Origin of the sequence: Streptomyces hydrogenans, from assembly GCF_014656075.1 — a bacterium.
Classification (GTDB): Bacteria; Actinomycetota; Actinomycetes; order Streptomycetales; family Streptomycetaceae; genus Streptomyces; species Streptomyces hydrogenans.
Genome location: NZ_BNBS01000016.1, coordinates 62,697 through 77,899, shown reverse-complemented (window position 1 = coordinate 77,899; position 15,203 = coordinate 62,697). Strand labels below are relative to the sequence as shown.

General features: G+C 75.7%; 14 protein-coding genes. 4 read left to right on the top strand and 10 right to left on the bottom strand.

Annotated elements, in window-relative coordinates; translation table 11 throughout:
* Positions 1–152 precede the first annotated feature (152 nt).
* Together IE321_RS09910 and IE321_RS09905 are read right to left on the bottom strand one after the other, a co-directional pair.
* Positions 153–572 carry an ATP-binding protein gene (locus IE321_RS09910; protein WP_190222540.1) on the bottom strand — a complete coding sequence of 140 codons (420 nt, stop codon included), beginning with the start codon at positions 570–572 and terminating at the stop codon, positions 153–155.
* Positions 573–650: 78 nt separating this feature from the next.
* The gene (locus IE321_RS09905; RefSeq protein WP_190222531.1) at positions 651–1,028 is read right to left on the bottom strand and encodes an STAS domain-containing protein; all 378 of its coding nucleotides are present in this window, start codon (positions 1,026–1,028) and stop codon (positions 651–653) included.
* 208 nt (positions 1,029–1,236) lie between these two features.
* Between IE321_RS09905 and IE321_RS09900 the strand changes: the two genes are divergently transcribed.
* The 3 genes from IE321_RS09900 (at position 1,237) to IE321_RS09890 (ending at position 5,663) form a co-directional block, all read left to right on the top strand.
* The gene (locus tag IE321_RS09900; protein WP_190222530.1) at positions 1,237–2,130 is read left to right on the top strand and encodes an RNA polymerase sigma factor SigF; all 894 of its coding nucleotides are present in this window, start codon (positions 1,237–1,239) and stop codon (positions 2,128–2,130) included.
* A 234-nt stretch (positions 2,131–2,364) separates the two neighbouring features.
* Positions 2,365–3,564, top strand: a complete 1,200-nt coding sequence (locus IE321_RS09895; RefSeq protein ID WP_190222529.1) for a DegT/DnrJ/EryC1/StrS family aminotransferase — start codon at positions 2,365–2,367, stop codon at positions 3,562–3,564.
* On the top strand, positions 3,561–5,663 hold the full coding sequence (locus IE321_RS09890) for a lipopolysaccharide biosynthesis protein (protein ID WP_229916355.1): 2,103 nt from the start codon (positions 3,561–3,563) through the stop codon (positions 5,661–5,663). The genes IE321_RS09895 and IE321_RS09890 overlap by 4 nt, the downstream gene beginning before the upstream one ends.
* 7 nt (positions 5,664–5,670) lie before the next feature.
* On the opposite strand, the gene IE321_RS09885 is transcribed toward IE321_RS09890, so the two are convergent.
* The 6 genes from IE321_RS09885 to IE321_RS09860 form a co-directional block, all read right to left on the bottom strand.
* Positions 5,671–6,729, bottom strand: coding sequence for a glycoside hydrolase family 26 protein (locus IE321_RS09885; RefSeq protein WP_226651586.1), 1,059 nt, complete (start codon positions 6,727–6,729; stop codon positions 5,671–5,673).
* A complete protein-coding gene (locus IE321_RS09880) occupies positions 6,726–7,178 on the bottom strand; it encodes a hypothetical protein (protein ID WP_190222528.1) in 453 nt (150 codons plus the stop codon). The genes IE321_RS09885 and IE321_RS09880 overlap by 4 nt, the downstream gene beginning before the upstream one ends.
* Complete coding sequence (locus IE321_RS09875) at positions 7,175–9,067, bottom strand: hypothetical protein (protein ID WP_229916354.1); 1,893 nt, start codon at positions 9,065–9,067, stop codon at positions 7,175–7,177. Before IE321_RS09875 ends, IE321_RS09880 begins: the two co-directional genes overlap by 4 nt.
* A gap of 143 nt (positions 9,068–9,210) precedes the next feature.
* Positions 9,211–10,002: a polysaccharide deacetylase family protein gene (locus IE321_RS09870; protein ID WP_226651584.1), complete on the bottom strand. Its 792-nt coding sequence runs from the start codon at positions 10,000–10,002 to the stop codon at positions 9,211–9,213.
* A complete protein-coding gene (locus IE321_RS09865) occupies positions 9,999–11,264 on the bottom strand; it encodes a glycosyltransferase family 2 protein (RefSeq protein ID WP_190222526.1) in 1,266 nt (421 codons plus the stop codon). Before IE321_RS09865 ends, IE321_RS09870 begins: the two co-directional genes overlap by 4 nt.
* A 106-nt stretch (positions 11,265–11,370) precedes the next feature.
* A complete protein-coding gene (locus IE321_RS09860) occupies positions 11,371–12,441 on the bottom strand; it encodes a GNAT family N-acetyltransferase (protein WP_190222538.1) in 1,071 nt (356 codons plus the stop codon).
* 139 nt (positions 12,442–12,580) lie between these two features.
* Between IE321_RS09860 and IE321_RS09855 the strand changes: the two genes are divergently transcribed.
* Entirely contained in the window at positions 12,581–13,195 is a 615-nt protein-coding gene (locus IE321_RS09855) for a phosphotransferase (RefSeq protein WP_190222525.1), read from the top strand.
* Between the two features lie 3 nt (positions 13,196–13,198).
* Here the strand turns inward: IE321_RS09855 and IE321_RS09850 are convergent, their stop codons facing one another.
* A complete protein-coding gene (locus IE321_RS09850) occupies positions 13,199–13,930 on the bottom strand; it encodes a hypothetical protein (protein WP_190222524.1) in 732 nt (243 codons plus the stop codon).
* A gap of 85 nt (positions 13,931–14,015) precedes the next feature.
* On the bottom strand, positions 14,016–15,185 hold the full coding sequence (gene hutI, locus IE321_RS09845; RefSeq protein ID WP_043232364.1) for an imidazolonepropionase: 1,170 nt from the start codon (positions 15,183–15,185) through the stop codon (positions 14,016–14,018).
* Positions 15,186–15,203 lie beyond the last annotated feature (18 nt).

The window sequence follows — 15,203 nt, the reverse complement described above, 5'->3', positions numbered from 1 at the left end:
CTCAGGCAACCATCAACCGGGAGCGGGTGGCGCGGCTCAGACAACCATCGGACGGGAACGGGAGAAGCAGCTCAGGCAACCATCAACCGGGAGCGGGTGGCGCGGCTCAGACAACCATCGGACGGGGGCGGATGGCGCGGCTCGGGCAACCGTCAGGCGGGAGCGGCCAGTTCGGCCCAGACCGTCTTGCCGGGGGCGCCGGGGACGCGCTCGACGCCCCAGTCGAGGCAGAGCCGCTGCACGATGAACATGCCGTGCCCGCCGGGGCGTCCGGCCCGGTGCGGGGTGCGGGGCGTGGGCTGGCCGGCGCCCCGGTCGGTGACCTCCAGGCGGACGGTCGTGGCGAGCCGGACCACCCGGAGCCGCTCGGGACCCTCCGCGTGCAGACAGGCGTTGGTGACGAGTTCGGAGACGACGAGCAGGACGTCCTCGGCGGCGGCCCGGCGGTCGGCGCCGACGGCGGGCAGCCAGCCCCACTCGGTCAGGGCGGTGCGGGTGAAGTCGCGGGCGAGCGGGACGGTGCCGCTGGTCTCGCCGAGCGCGAGCGTACGGACGTCGGAAGCCTGGTCCATCATCAGCACTTCACCTCACCGGTCGACGAGACAGCAGGGGCAGGGACGAGAAGGGGCGGCGCGGAGCCGCGGCGGGGTTCAGCCGGAGTCGGGCAGGGCGGTGGCGAGGGTGTCGTGCACGGTGAAGACGGCCTCCGCGCCGGTGATCCGGAAGACCCGGGCCACGGCGGGCCGCATGGCCACCAGATGGACCGCGCCGCCGGCGGCCTCGGCGCGCAGGCGGGCCCCGAGGAGCACGTTGAGTCCGGTCGAGTCGCAGAAGCCGAGCCCCGCGCAGTCGACGACGAGCCGGACGCGGCCCGCGTCGAGGGCGGCGTCGAGCGGCTCGCGCAGGATCTCGGCGGTGTGGTGATCGAGCTCACCCACCGGAACGAGAAGTTCGGCACCCTCGTCCACGGTCGTGGCCTCGACCCGCAGTCGCGCGGGCTGCGCGCTGCCGATGTGCTGGCGATCCATGGCGTGGCCCCTCCTCGATCGACTCCGCCGAACCCTACTAGCGGGGCCCCCTTCGGCGCACACAAGCCCACCACAAAACCACCCATAACGGATTATTGCCACTTGCAACGATCGGCGCCGAACAGGTAGGGCTAGTAAGGAACACCCGATCCAGCCGGCTTTGGAGGCGCCGCACACGCACCCGGACATCCGACCCAGGAGGACATCCATGTCACCCCGGCTCGACGCCCCGCGCACCCCCACCGCGCCGTCGACATCAGCCCTTCCCCGTCCCGCCGACCCCACACCCGCGCTTCCCCCGTCGCTCGACGGCCCGCTCGACAAGGTCGCCCCCGCCGACGCCCGCGCGCTCTCGAAGGACCTCTTCGCCCGGCTCGCCGAGCTGGAGGAGGGCACCCACGAGTACGCGTACGTCCGCAACACCCTCGTCGAACTCAACCTGGCCCTGGTCCGCTTCGCCGCCGCCCGCTTCGGGACCCGCAGCGAACCCATGGAGGACATCGTCCAGGTCGGCACCATCGGCCTCATCAAGGCCATCGACCGCTTCGAACTCGCCCGCGGGGTCGAGTTCCCCACCTTCGCGATGCCGACCATCATCGGCGAGATCAAGCGCTTCTTCCGCGACACGTCCTGGTCCGTGCACGTCCCGCGGCGCCTCCAGGAACTCCGGCTCGACCTGGCCCGGGCCGGCGACGCCCTCTCGCAGCGCCTCGACCGGGCGCCCACCGTCGCCGAACTCGCCGCCGAACTCGGCCGGACCGAGGACGAGGTCGTCGAGGGCATGGCCGCGAGCAACGCCTACACGGCCGCGTCCCTCGACGCCCAGACCGAGGACGACGACCACGGACAGAACGAGAGCACCCTCGCCGACCGGCTCGGCTACGAGGACCACGGCCTGACCGGCATCGAGTACGTCGCCTCCCTCAAGCCGATGATCGCCTCGCTCCCCGAACGCGAACGGCTCATCCTCTCCCTCCGCTTCGTCACCGGGCTCACCCAGTCGGAGATCGGCGCCGAACTCGGCATCTCCCAGATGCACGTCTCCCGGCTGCTCTCCCGCACCCTCGCCCGGCTGCGCCGCGGACTCACCCTGGAGGAATGACGCCCGCTCCGGGGTCCCGCCCCGGACGACCGGCCCCCCACCCGCGGTGATCCGGTGGAATGACCTCCACCGACCCCCGCGAACCGCCAAGATGGCGACGGAAAGGGCCCGTTCACGGTCTTCGACCACGGACGGGCCCTTCCGTGCGACCACAGCGGGCCGCCGGACGGAGGCTTGTTGACGGGCCGTCCGGAATGGGCGACATTGAGCCCGGGGACTTGGGGGGAATCTGTCATGGTTTCTGCGTACGCGGACCTGGAGGACGGCATGCGCGCGCGGCTCGGGGGCCGGGAGTGCCTCTACGTGCCGTCCTGCCGCCTCGGCCTCTACCTCGCGCTCCGCCGCTGGTGCCCGCCCGGCGGCCGGGTCCTCATGTCACCGGTCAACGACGACGTCATCTTCTTCGTCGTGCTCGCCGCCGGCCTCCGGCCCGTCCAGGCACCGCTCGACCCCCGCGACGGCTCCCTCGACCCGGCGGCCGTCCCCGACGCCGTGTGGTCCGGGCTCTCCGCCGTCCTCACCACCAACCTCTACGGCAACCCCGACCCGGCGCCCGCCCTGCGCGAACGCTGCGACCGGCTCGGCATCCCGCTCCTGGAGGACGCCGCCCACGCCATCGGCTCCACCGTCGGCGGCCGCCCGGTCGGCGCCTGGGGCGACGCCGCCGTCTTCAGCCTCTCCAAGCACACCGGCGCCAAGACCGGCGGCTTCCTCGCCGTCGCCGACCCGGCCCTGCGCGACGGACTCGCCGCCGAACGGGACGCGCTGCTCCACCCGGCCCGGCTCACCAAGGAACTCGCCTACCTGGCCCGCCCGTACGCCGAGTCCACCGCCCGCGCCCTGCGCCTCACCCGGCCCGCGCACGCCGCCCTGCGCGCCCTCGGCCTGCACGAACGGCCCGCCGTCCGGATGCCGTTGCGCCCCGAGGAGCTCGACCGGGCCCTCGGCGCCGCCCCCTCCCTCGACCCCTTCCACTCCTGGGTCCGGGTCGACCTGCACGACTACCGGCTCCGCCCCGGCACCGGCCGGCTCGGCCGCACCCGCCGGAAGCTCGCCGCCCTCGACACCGTCCTCGACGCCCACCGCGCCGGCACCGCCCGCCTCCTCGCCAGCGAGTACTCCGCCCGGGACCTCCCGGCCGACGGCGCGGCCCCGCCGCTGTTCCGGGTGCCGCTCCTCGTCGAGGACCGGGACGCCGCCGTCGCCGCGCTCGCCCGCCGCCGGATCACCGTCGGCTACCTCTACGACCCGCCGCTCGACGCCTACGCCGGGGAACGCTTCACCGACCCCTCCCCCGCCCCGGAGGGCGCCGCCTGGTTCGCCCGGCACGCCCTGCCCGTGGACCCGCGCCGCGCCGACGAGGCGCTCGCCGGGCTGCTCGCCTCCGGCGCCCGGCCCGCCGTGCCCTCGCCCGCCCTCGGCGGCGCCCGGTGACCGAGACCGTACGGACCCGGGGCGCCGACCCGGACGCCCCCGGGCAGCCCGGCGACGGCACCACCGAGGCGAAGGGCGGCGACGGCGGCTCCGCCGGCGACGACTCGCTCTTCCGCAACGCCTACGCCCTGATGCTCTCCACCGGCGTCTCCGCCGCCCTCGGCCTCGGCTTCTGGCTGGTCGCCGCCCGCTACTACACCGAGGATGCCGTCGGCCAGGGCTCCGCCGCCATCGCCGCCCAGCGGATGCTCGCCTCCATCACGGCCACCACCCTCTCCGGCGCGATCGTCCGCTACGTCCCCCGGGCCGGCCGCGCCACCGGACCGCTCGTGGTCCGCCTCTACCTCCTCAGCACGGTCGTGGTGGCCGCCGCCTCCGGGATCTTCCTGCTCACCCTGGACTGGTGGGGACCCTCGTACGCCCCCCTCGGCACCCTCTCCGCCGGGATCTTCTTCACCCTGTCCTCCGTCGGCTGGGCGCTGCTCACCCTCCAGGACGGCGTCCTCACCGGCCTGCGCAAGGCGTTCTGGGTGCCGGTCGGCAACGCCGTCTTCTCCGTCGGCAAGCTGGTGCTGCTCGTCGCCCTCGCCGCCGCCGTGCCCGTCCTCGGCGTCTTCGTCTCCTGGGCGGCGGCCATCGCGCTCTCCACGGTCCCGCTGGCCTGGCTGGTCTTCCGCCGCCTCATCCCCCAGCAGGCCCGCGCCGACCGGGACCGCGAGCCGCCCACGTACCGCGAGATCGGGCGCTTCGTCGCCGGCGACGCCTTCGGCGCCTTCTTCAGCCTGCTCATGATCAGCCTGCTGCCGGTCATGGTCGCCGTCCGCTTCGACGCCGCGCACAACGCCTTCTTCTACACGGCGTACACCGTCGGCGGCACCATGGAGTTCATGGCCATCAACATGGCCTCCTCGCTCACCGCGCACGCCTCCCACAGCCCCGAGTCCCTCGCCGAGGGCGTCCGGGGCGCACTGCGCCGGATGGTGCTGCTGCTCGTCCCCGTCGTCCTCGTCCTCGTGCTCTTCGCGCCGCTGATCCTCGCCCCCTTCGGCCAGGGCTACACCGACAACGGCTCCACGGTGCTGCGGCTGCTCGCCGCCGGGGCGCTGCCCCGGGTCGCCGTCGAGCTGTACATCGGGGTGCTCCGCGTCCAGGGCCGCACCGGGATGCTCGCCGCCGTCCAGGCCGGCATGTGCGTCCTCGTCCTCGGCGGCGCCGCCGTCCTCCTCGGCCCCTTCGGCATCAGCGGCGCCGGGATGGCGGTCCTGGGCGGCATGACCGTGATGGGCCTGGTCTGCGTGCCGGGACTGCGGGCGGTCCTCAAGGGCCGGACGGGCCCCGCGCCGGAGCCGTCCACCACGCGCCCCCCGGAGCCCGCCGACGACGGCTACGGCACGCAGTGGGCGCGCCAGTCCGCCTATCTGCGCGGCACGGCGGCGCAGGACACGGTGACCCCGGCGTACGGCATCCCCGTGTACGTCCCCCGGCCCCGCCCGCCCGGTCCGGCCCCCGCCCCGGTGCGCCACGCACCGCCGCCGCCTCCCGCCCGCGACCTGTCGGGGCCGGTCGGGTGGGCCCTGCTCGCCGCCGTGGCCGCGGCCTTCTGGCTGCCGCTCGCCGGCGCGCGGCCGCTCGACGCGGCCCGCCTCTCCGGCACGGAGCTGCTGGCCGCGCTGCCGGGGCCGACCCTGCTGGCCGTCCTGCCGCTGCTCGCCCTGGCGACCGCGCCGGTCGCCCCGCGCGCCTTCCGCGGCGGCTACGCGGCGGCGGTGCTGCTCGCCACCTTCCTCGCCCTGCACACCGCGCCGCCGCTGCTGGGCCTGCTCCCGCCGTCCGCCGTCGGGCCCGGCACCGAACTGCTGGGCACCGGACCGGCGCTGTGGGCGGCCCCGATCGTGGCGCAGGCCCTGTGCCTGCTGGTGGCGGCGGCGCTGCTGCGGGTGCTCGGCGCGGGCGGCCGGATCACGGCGGGGGCGGTGTGGGTGCTGGTGTGGGCCGGCTGGGCGGGCCAGCAGTCCTTCGCCGCCGCCCCGCTCCCCCTGCTCCTCGGCCTGTCCGGGGTCACGATGGCGGCGTACGCGATCCGGGGCCTGCGGGCCTGACCGCCGCTCAGCGCGGCAGCGGCTGGCGGAAGTACGGGTCGAGTCCGGCCTCGCGGTAGCCCTGGAGTCCGGCTCCGGCGTCGACGGTGAGGTCGCAGCCGGGCCCGGGCACGGCCCGGTTCCAGTGCACGTACGCCTTGGCCTCCGGCAGGCTCGGCGCGACCTCCGGGATCTTCGCGTACCAGTCCCGCTGGCGCGCCGGGTTCTCCGGGTCGGGGGCGGTGGCGAACTCGGCGAGCATGACGGGCTTGTCGGCGGAGACGTTCGCGCGGAGCCAGTCGTAGGTGGGGCGCTGGCTGGCGTCGAAGTCCCGCCAGGTGTCGGTGCCGTGGCAGAGGTAGTAGTTGTACTGGTCCATGCCGATCCAGTCGACGTACCGGTCGCCGGGGTAGAGCCGCTTCATCTCCTCGGCCATGCCGAGGTAGCCGGAGACGGTCCACACCCAGACGACGTTGTCGGCGCCCAGCTCCCGGAAGCGGTCGTGGAGGTGCCGGTAGGCGGCGACGTACTCGGCGGGGGTGCCGGCGCCCTCCTTGATCCGGGCGTCGACCTCCTGGTCGAAGGAGAGGAAGACCGTCCTGCCGTACTCCTTCACGCGGCGGATCTGCGGGTCGAGGATCTCGGCGTCGTACCGCCCGGAGGCGATGTTCTTCCAGCCGAGCTGGGTCTCGGTCCAGCCCGCGTGGTGGGGTTCCTTCCACACGGTGGACTCCCAGGCGAGCATCAGCAGCCGGTCGCGGCCGAGGGCGCGTTCGTCGTCGGTGAGGAGGGTCCCGTCGAGCGCGTTGCCCGACATGTCGTGGTACGTGTACACGAGGTCGAGCTTGCGGCCGATCTTCCGCTCGAAGGCGTGCACGGGCCGGGTGAGCGAACCGTCCCGGTCGTAGGGGAGGTACGCCCCCCACCAGGCGCCGCAGGGGGCGACGAGCCGGGCGTCGGGCGTGCAGCGGTCGCCGCCCTCGGCGACGGTGGCCCACACCCCTATCCCGGCGGTGAGCGCGCCGACGGCGGCCAGGGCCACCGCGAGCCGTCCGGTGGCGGTGCCCCGGGCGTGCCGGGCGGTCACCGGCCGCCACCGGGCGCCCGCTCGCGGGACAGGAAGGACTCGGCGCCCTCGGGCTCGACGGCGCCTCTGGTGGCGGCGGGCAGCGGAAGGCCGGGGAGCAGGGCGGCGACGGTGGTGAAGGCGGCGAGCGGGAGGAGGAAGGCGGGCACGGAGAATCCTCCGATCAGGAAGAGGAAGGTGGCGGTGAGCGCGGCGAGCGCGAGGCTCAGCGGGGCGGCGAGCGCGAAGGACTCCAGGCGGGCGCCGGGGCGCAGTCCGCGCGGCTGCGGGTGCAGCAGGGCGAGGCCGGGGCCGAGGCAGACGAAGAGGAGGACGGGCGGCCAGCGGAGCACGGAGCCGTCGGGGAGCAGGGTCGCCGCGAGGGCGAGCCAGCCGGAGGCGGCGACGGCCGCTCCGGCCCGGTTCGGGCGGCCGGCCCGGGGCCGGGCGGGGGCGGGGGGCGTGGTCACGAGGCACCGCCTGCGGTGGTGGTCGACGGGGTGTAGGCGAGGACGATCCCGTACGGGGTCTCTTCGACGGTCTCGAAGAGCGGGGACGCCGCGAGCCGTTCGCGCAGCAGCGCGAAGCCGCCGGGCGGCAGCAGTCCCTCGCCGGCGGTGTAGACGTCCTGGGTGCGGGTGAGGACGACGTGGGCGGTCACCCCGCGCGGGATGCGGTCGGCGAGGTAGCGGGCGGGGTCGGCGAGCATCCGTTCGTTCTCGGGGATCTCCTGCTCGCAGAACCACCAGTGCTCGACCTCGTCGTAGCGGTGCAGGGCCTCGGGGAAGGAGCCGGAGGTGGCGAGGAGCAGCCCGCCGGCCGGCATCCGGTCGATGGCACGGGTGACCAGCGCGGACTCGGCGGGCGGGGTGTAGTACATGGCGTCCTTGCCGTAGTAGGCGGGCAGGAAGCCGGCGGTGAGGACGAGCAGGACGGCGGGCAGGGCGACGGCGGTGACCCGGCGGCGGACGAGCGCGCCCCGGCTGCGGCGGGCGGCGCCGGCGGCGGGCAGGAGCGCGGCGGCGGCGAAGAACGCGGCGCCGGGCAGCCCGAAGAGGTAGACGCGGAAGAGCATCTCGCCGCCGTAGTCGTTGACGGCGAAGAGCGGGAGGGGGGCGGCCGAGGCGAGCAGCAGCGGCAGCGCGCTGCGGGTGAGCCGGCGGCGGGCGAGGACGGCGATCCCGGCGAAGAGGACGACGGCGAGGGCCATGGCGATGCCGGCCTTGCCCGCCAGTTCGGGTCCGGGGCCGGTGAGTTGTCCGGTGTAGCCGGCGCGGGAGTTCTGGGTGAGCCGGCCCAGGGACTCCTTGAGGGTGCCGAGGGTCTCCAGGAAGAGCGGGCGGCCCATGGTGAGGTCCCAGGCCAGCATGATCAGGCCGGTGACGGCGAGCAGGCCGAGGTTGCGGTAGCGGCGGGTGAGGCAGAGGGCCGCCAGGACGACGCAGAGCATCACCGGGGTGAGCTGGTGGACGGCGTTGACCGCCAGGATCAGCGGGGACAGGACGAGGACGCCGACGGCCCGCTGCCGGGTGCTGGTGGCGGGCGGCACGGTCGCGGCGGCCGGGTCGAGCGCGGTCCGGTCGCGGAGCCGTCCCGCGCTGCCGGGGCGGACGAAGTGGCGCAGGACGACGGCGAGGACCGTCAGGTGGAGGACGTAGGCGAGGCCCTGCGGGGCGAGGTAGTCCTGGCCGACCCAGTTGGCGAGCTGGAAGATCCAGACGGCGGTCCAGACGAGCCGCCAGTCCTCGGTGAAGGTGCGGTAGAGCAGCACGAGCACCGGGAGGAGGATCAGGCCGAGGACGATGGGCGCCCAGTTGAGGTAGACGGCGGTGGACTCGACGCCGAAGGCGCGGACGAGCGCGGCGTTGAGGGTGAAGAAGCCGGGCCACTGGTCGTAGGCCGACATGTTCCCGGACAGGGCGGCGTGCGGGCGGAGTTCGCCGGCGCCGAGGAGGGTGTTGACGACCGCGTCGTGCTTGGACGCCCACGGGTAGCGCACCGAGTCGTAGAGCACGGCGGGCGCCGCCTTGAGGGCGACGAGCAGCCCGACGCAGTAGACGAGCGGCCAGCCCGGCGCGGTCCCGGCGCGGCGCAGCGCCACCAGGAAGCCCGCGGTGAGGACGGCGAGGGAGGCGTAGAAGGGGACGGGCAGCCGGTCGAGGAGCCCGTAGTCGTCCATGGAGCGGAAGTCGACCAGCGGCAGCGAGATCCCCCACAGGCCGAGGCCGAGCACCAGCAGGGCCGGGGGGAGCCAGGTGAGGGCGGGGTCGGCGGGGCGGGCCGGGCGCGCCGCGGGCGGGCGGCCGCCGTCCTCGCGGTCGGGGGCGGCGGGCCGTGCCGGCACGGCCCCCTCGCTCACGGGTGCCGGCTCCTGGTGGTGCTGTCGCACGACGCGTTCTCCCCCCACTGTCCCCTCGACGAGGCAAGGGAACGTACTTCGGTTCTGTCCCGGTACACAACTCCCGTCTCGCGCACGGGCTTTGTCGATCTTGTCGGTTTCGCTCAGCCCGCGAACTCCGGCCCCTTCACCAGGGCGCGGGCCCTGCGGTACAGCCGCCAGCCGACGGTGGCGGGCGAGTCGGGGTAGGGCGCGACGCGGGCGCCCCGGCCGTCCATCCACGCCTCGACGTCGGCGGCGGTGTGGTCGCGGCGGACGATGAGCCGGGCGATCCGGAACAGCTCGTCGGACGGGGAGCTGAGGGCGTGCCGGACGGCGACGGCGGAGGCGTAGCCGGCGGCCTCGGCGGCGCGGCGGACGGCGGGGCTGTTGTAGCCGTGCGGGTAGGCGAGGTGGCGGACCTCGTGGCCGAGGACGTCCTCCAGCTCGGCCTTGGGCTCGACGAGTTCGCGGCGGAGCGCGGCGGGCCGCAGGGTGTCGAGCTGGGGGTGGCTGAGGGTGTGGGCGCCCACCTCCATGCCGTACTCCTCCAGCCGGGGGGCCTGCGCCAGGCGCATCATCGGCGCGGGCGGCAGCAGGCACGGCCGGTCCGGGGCGAGGGCGCCGGTGGTGAGGTAGGCGGTGGCGGGCAGCGCGCGGGCGGCGAGCGCCTCGGCGGTGGGGCCGGCGAGGTCGGCGAAGCCGTCGTCGAAGGTGAGGACGACGGGCCGGGGCGGCAGCGGGGTGCCGGCGGCGAGGTGCCCGACGAGCGCGCCGACGGTGAGCGGGGTGCGGCCACTGGCCGTGAGGGCGTCGAGGTGGGCGGCGAACCTGCGGGGCGTGACGGTGAACTCGGCGATCCAGGCGGGCGGGTCGTCCATCACCGGGTGGTAGAGGAGGACGGGGACGCGGGTCATCGGGAGGCCCCCCGGGAGAGGCGCGCCCTGAGGTAGCCGACCGGGCCGTGGAGCATGCCGCGCCGCTCCAGGCGGGAGAGGGCGGCGGGCCAGGGGTGGTGCGTCGTGCCGTGCTCGCCGGGGACGCCCGCGCCGGTCCCGCCGCGTTCGGCCGTCATCGCCCGGGCGTGGGCGAGGCCGCGCGGGAGCCGGGCGAGGAGGGCGGGCAGCAGGGCGGGGCGGCGGACCAGGGTGGCCGTGAGGTACGCGGTGAGGCCGGCGCCGTAGCCGTACGCCTGGTTCTCCAGGTCCTGCCAGGTCTCGCGGTGGTGGTGCCAGACGAGGGCGTCGGGCGCGTAGCGGAGCCGGTGCCCGGCGGTGAGGACGGCGACGAAGGCGTACAGGTCGTCGCCGCCGCGCGCGGCCGTCCCAGTGCCGGTGGCCGGGTCGAAGCCGCCGGCGCGGCGCAGCGCGGAGGCCCGGAAGGCCATGTTGGCGCCGGAGCCGAAGCTGCCGGCCGTGAAGGGGAAGAGGGGTTCGTCGGCGGGCGGGCGGGCCGGGTCGTAGAGGCGGGGCGCGAAGCCCTTGGCGAAGCCGCCGTGCGATTCGAGGAGGATCTGCGCGGGGGTGGCGAGCCGGGCGGGCAGGATCAGGCCGGTGACGCAGCCGAGGCCGGGGTCGGCGGCGAAGGGCGCGGCGAGCGCGCTCAGCCAGCGCGGGTCGGCGATGACGTCGTCGTCGGTGAAGGCGAGCACCTCGCCGTCGGCCGCCGCGACGCCGGCGTTGTGCGCGGCGGCGAGCCCGGGGCGGTCCTCGCGGACGTAGCGGACCCGGCCGGCGTACGCCCCGGTGACCAGGTCGTGGGTGGCGGTGGTGCGGGGGGCGTTGTCGACGACGATCAGTTCGTGGTCGGGGTGGTCCTGGGCGAGCAGGGAGTCGAGCGCGCGGGCCAGGGAGCCGGGGCGCTCGCGGGTGGCGACGACGACGGAGGCGCGGGGCGGGACGGTGGCCGTCGCCGGGTCCTCTGCCGCGAGCCGTTCGGCGTCGGTGCGGGGGGTGGTGGCGTCGGCCAGTCGCTTCGCCGCGAGGGCGGCGAAGGCCTCGGCCGGGTCCTCGCCCTCCTCGTAGCGGCCGAGGACCGCGGCGGCGGGGCGGCCGTCGACCCGGACCAGGGCGTAGACGTCGCCGGGGGCGGGCTCCGCGGCGCCGGGAGCGGGGCGGAACCTCGGCGCGGCCGCGCCTAGGTCCAACTCGGCGACCGATATGGCGGCTTGCTGGTTCAACGGGAATCCCCCAGGGACGTGCGGGTGCGAGGCCGGGTGCGGGCCGGTGGCCGGTCGTGCCGCCCCGGCCCTCGCCCGGGCGGGGCGCCGGAGCGCCACCGGCCCGCTAGCGGTCGCCGCGCAGGGCGGCGACGGTGTTCAGGGCCGCGCGGACGCGGGCGGCGACGGCGGGACGGGCGCCGGCGTAGGCGTGGGCGGCGCGGACGGGCTCGCGGCGCAGCCAGTGCAGGGCGGTGCGCGGGTCGGGGCGGGTGACGGCCCCCTCGTACACGGTGAGTTCGCCGGTCTTCAGCGCGTCCTTGTACTCGGCGGCGCCCCGTCCGAGGTCGAGCGTGCCGATCCCGGCCTCCGCCGCGCCGGCGGCCATCCGCAGGTGGAGGATCAGGCCCGGGGAGTACTTGGCGAACTCGGGGTCGTAGGCGGGGAACCAGCAGGACAGGACGGTCTCCGAGCGCAGCCCGAAGTGGGCGGCGACCGGGCGGTCGCCGACGTACAGCACGGACAGGACGCCGGAGCAGCCGGGCGCGCGCTGCGCGTGGAGGCGGCGGACCAGGGTGCTGATCCAGTCCTGGGCGAAGCGGTCGCCGCGCCCGGTCCTGCGGTACTGCGCGGACTTCCACTCCATGAGGGTGCGCAGGGCGGCCGGGTCGCGCTCGTCGAAGACGAACCGGACCTCGCCGTCGGCCTGCCGGGCCAGCCGGCGGTCCTTGGCGAGGGTCGTCCTCAGGAACTTGGGCGACTGGACGCGCAGCAGCGCCTCGTACGCCGGGTAGCCCTCGCCGACGTCGATGACGGGCGAGGCGAAGGACTCGTCGGCGGCGCCCTCGAAGACGGGCTGCCCGGTCTCCAGGTTGTCGTACTCCCAGAAGACCAGCCCGCAGGCCCGCAGCAACGCCTGGGTGCCGGGCCGCAGTCCGGGCCGGAAGATCCCGCCCTGGCTGTCGGAGACGCCGAAGCCGATGGCCCGGCCGCGCCCCAACGGGCCCTTCTCGTACGGGAAGAAGCCGACCGGCTCGCCGTCCTCCCACCACACCGCGACCCGGGAGCGGGGCCGCACGGCTCCGACGGCGAGGGTGAACTCCGGTTCCATGAAGGGGTTCGCGGGGGCGCCGGACTTGGCCCTCAGGCCCCGCCACGCCTCGATCTCGCGCTCGCCCAGCTCCCCGGGCCGCGCGATCCGCACACGCCAAGCACCCACCTAGTGACCCCCCGGTCGTCCCCCTGAGCACTGCCAGGACAGGACGGTACCGGCCCGAACCCCTCCCCGGCAGGCATACTCGGCCTTTCGATCACGGAGGGGGACGAGGGTGACCGGGATGCCGCTGGGACGGGGCCGCACGGCCGACGTGTACGCGACCGACGACGGGGCCTGGGTGCTGCGCCGCTACCGCGACGGCGGGGACACGGCGCGCGAGGCGGCGCTGATGGTCCGGCTCGCGGAGGCCGGCTACCCGGTCCCGGCGGTCCGCCGGGCGGCCGGACCGGACCTGGTCATGGAGCGGCTGCGCGGCCCGTCGCTGAGCGAGGCGGTGCTGTCGGGGACGCACACGCCGGAGGAGGCCGGCCGGCTGCTCGCGGAGCTGTTGGACCGTCTGCACGCCGTGCCGGGCGGGGTGGCCCACCTGGACCTGCACCCGGAGAACGTGCTCCTCGCGGAGCGGGGCCCGGTCGTCATCGACTGGCGCACGGCGCGGGAGGACACCGACCCGGGTCTGGACCGCGCGATGACGGCGCTGCTCCTCGCGGAGGTCGCCGTCTCCCCCGCCCCCTACGCCGGGGGCGCCGCGGCCGCGCTCGCCGCGCTCCTCGCGGCCTGTGCCGGCCCGCTCCGGCTCGCGGAGGCCCGTGCCCTCCGGGCCGCCGACCCGCACCTGACGGAGGCGGAGGTGGCCGGTCTGGGGCGGGCGGTGGAGCTGGTGCGGGGGGCGTAGCCGTCAGGACCTGTCGGCGCGGCGGATGTCGGTGATCTCCGGGCCGCCCGCGACCGGGGCGCCGAAGGCGTCGACGCGCACGCCATCGGCGGTGGCGGTGACCTCCAGGGCCAGGTTGTCGTTCGGGGAGAGGTCGCGGAGGTCGACGCGGACCCGGAGGGGACCGTCGCCGGGCATCCGGTGGACGTTCTCCGGCAGGTAGTCGGCGCCGGCCAGCGCCTTCCGCAGCGCGGCCTCGTCGGCCGGGGCGCCGCCGGTGAAGGCCGCGCGGACGCGGTCGGCGTGCGCGTCGGCGGCGCACCGGTCGACCTCGTTCAGGGGCACCTCGTCGTAGGAGACGGTCGCCTCGGGGCCGGGCGGCTCGGGCAGGTCCGTGGGGAGCGGGACGGGCGCGTCGGCGGGCGTCGGCGGCTCCTCGTCGGCCGGGGTCCCCGGCACCGTCTCGGCGAGCTTGCTCACCGCCGGCAGCGGGGGCAGCTCCATCGCGGTGCCCGGGGCGCAGGTGTTCGTGATGCGGATGGCGATCGCCTGGGCCCGCACCGTCGGGTCGGGGTGTCTCTCCAGCTCCTCGCCGGAGAGCATGCGGGGCGACGGGGTCGCGGACGGGGCGGCGGACAGCGCCGCCGACGAGGGCGTCCCCGCGGCGCCCTGCGTGCCGCAGGCGGTCAGGGTCAGCGCGCCGAGGGCGGCGGCGGTGAGGGCGACGGTCTTGAGGAGGCGCTTCGGAGTGGGCATGCCGGAATCATGCGGGCGGGCCGGGACCGCCCACATGAGTACCGCTACTCAACGACCCCGTGCGCACCTCTGAGTCGCCGGTGCGTCAGACGACCCGTACGCCCCCGCGCCAGACCTCCGACACGAGCGGGACGCCCGGCCGGTAGGCGAGGTGGACGTGGGAGGGGGCGTCGAGGAACGCGAGGTCCGCGCGGGCGCCGGCGGAGAGGCGGCCGACGTCGGTGCGGCGGAGGGCGGCCGCGCCGCCCGCCGTGGCGGACCAGACGGCCTCGTCGGGGGTCATGCCCATGTCGCGGACGGCGAGCGCGACGCAGAAGGGCACCGAGGAGGTGAAGGAGGAGCCGGGGTTGCAGTCGGTGGAGAGCGCGACCGTCACCCCCGCGTCCAGCAGGCGGCGGGCGTCCGGCCACTGGGCCCTGGTGGAGAACTCGGCGCCGGGGAGGAGGGTCGCGACCGTGTTCCCCGAGGCCAGCGCGTCCACGTCCGCGTCCGTCAGGTGGGTGCAGTGGTCGGCGCTCGCCGCGTCGAGCTCCACCGCGAGCTGGACGCCGGGGCCGTACGAGAGCTGGTTGGCGTGGATCCTCGGCAGGAGGCCCTTCGCCATGCCGGCGGTGAGGATCGCGCGGGCCTGGTCGCCGTCGAAGGCGCCCTTCTCGCAGAAGACGTCCACCCAGCGGGCGTACGGGGCGCAGGCGTCGAGCATCGGGCCGGTGACCAGGTCGACGTAGGCCGCCGGGTCGTCGGCGTGGTCGGGGGAGACGATGTGGGCGCCGAGGTAGGTCACCTCGTCCGTGTGCTCCGCCGCGATGCGCAGCGCGCGGGCCTCGTCCTCGACCGTCAGGCCGTAGCCGGACTTGGTCTCGAAGGTGGTGGTGCCCTGGCGCAGGGCCTCGCGGAGGTAGCGGGCCACGTTCGCCGACAGCTCGGCGTCGGTGGCGGCGCGGGTGGCCGCGACGGTGGTGCGGATGCCGCCCGCCTTGTAGGGCTGCCCGGACATGCGGGCGTTGAACTCGGCGGTGCGGTCGCCCGCGAAGACGAGGTGGGAGTGGGAGTCGACGAAGCCGGGGAGGACGGCGCGTCCTTCGGCGTCGACCCGCCGGTCCGCGTCCGGGGCCTGCGCGGCGGGGCCCGCCCAGGCGACCCGGTCGCCGTCCAGGACCAGGGCGGCGCCCTCGACCAGGCCGAGGGGACCTTCGCCGACCGCGGGGTCGTTCGTGACCAGGCTGCCGATGTTGGTGATGACCGTGGTCGTCATGGGTGCTCTCCGGTGGGG

Bases quoted from the DNA above. Each gene is read 5' to 3' on its own strand.
- IE321_RS09910 (WP_190222540.1), bottom strand. From the start codon at position 572: ATGGACCAGGCTTCCGACGTCCGTACGCTCGCGCTCGGCGAGACCAGC.
- IE321_RS09905 (WP_190222531.1), bottom strand. From the start codon at position 1,028: ATGGATCGCCAGCACATCGGCAGCGCGCAGCCCGCGCGACTGCGGGTC.
- IE321_RS09900 (WP_190222530.1), top strand. From the start codon at position 1,237: ATGTCACCCCGGCTCGACGCCCCGCGCACCCCCACCGCGCCGTCGACA.
- IE321_RS09895 (WP_190222529.1), top strand. From the start codon at position 2,365: ATGGTTTCTGCGTACGCGGACCTGGAGGACGGCATGCGCGCGCGGCTC.
- IE321_RS09870 (WP_226651584.1), bottom strand. From the start codon at position 10,002: ATGACCCGCGTCCCCGTCCTCCTCTACCACCCGGTGATGGACGACCCG.
- IE321_RS09855 (WP_190222525.1), top strand. From the start codon at position 12,581: ATGCCGCTGGGACGGGGCCGCACGGCCGACGTGTACGCGACCGACGAC.
- IE321_RS09850 (WP_190222524.1), bottom strand. From the start codon at position 13,930: ATGCCCACTCCGAAGCGCCTCCTCAAGACCGTCGCCCTCACCGCCGCC.
- hutI (WP_043232364.1), bottom strand. From the start codon at position 15,185: ATGACGACCACGGTCATCACCAACATCGGCAGCCTGGTCACGAACGAC.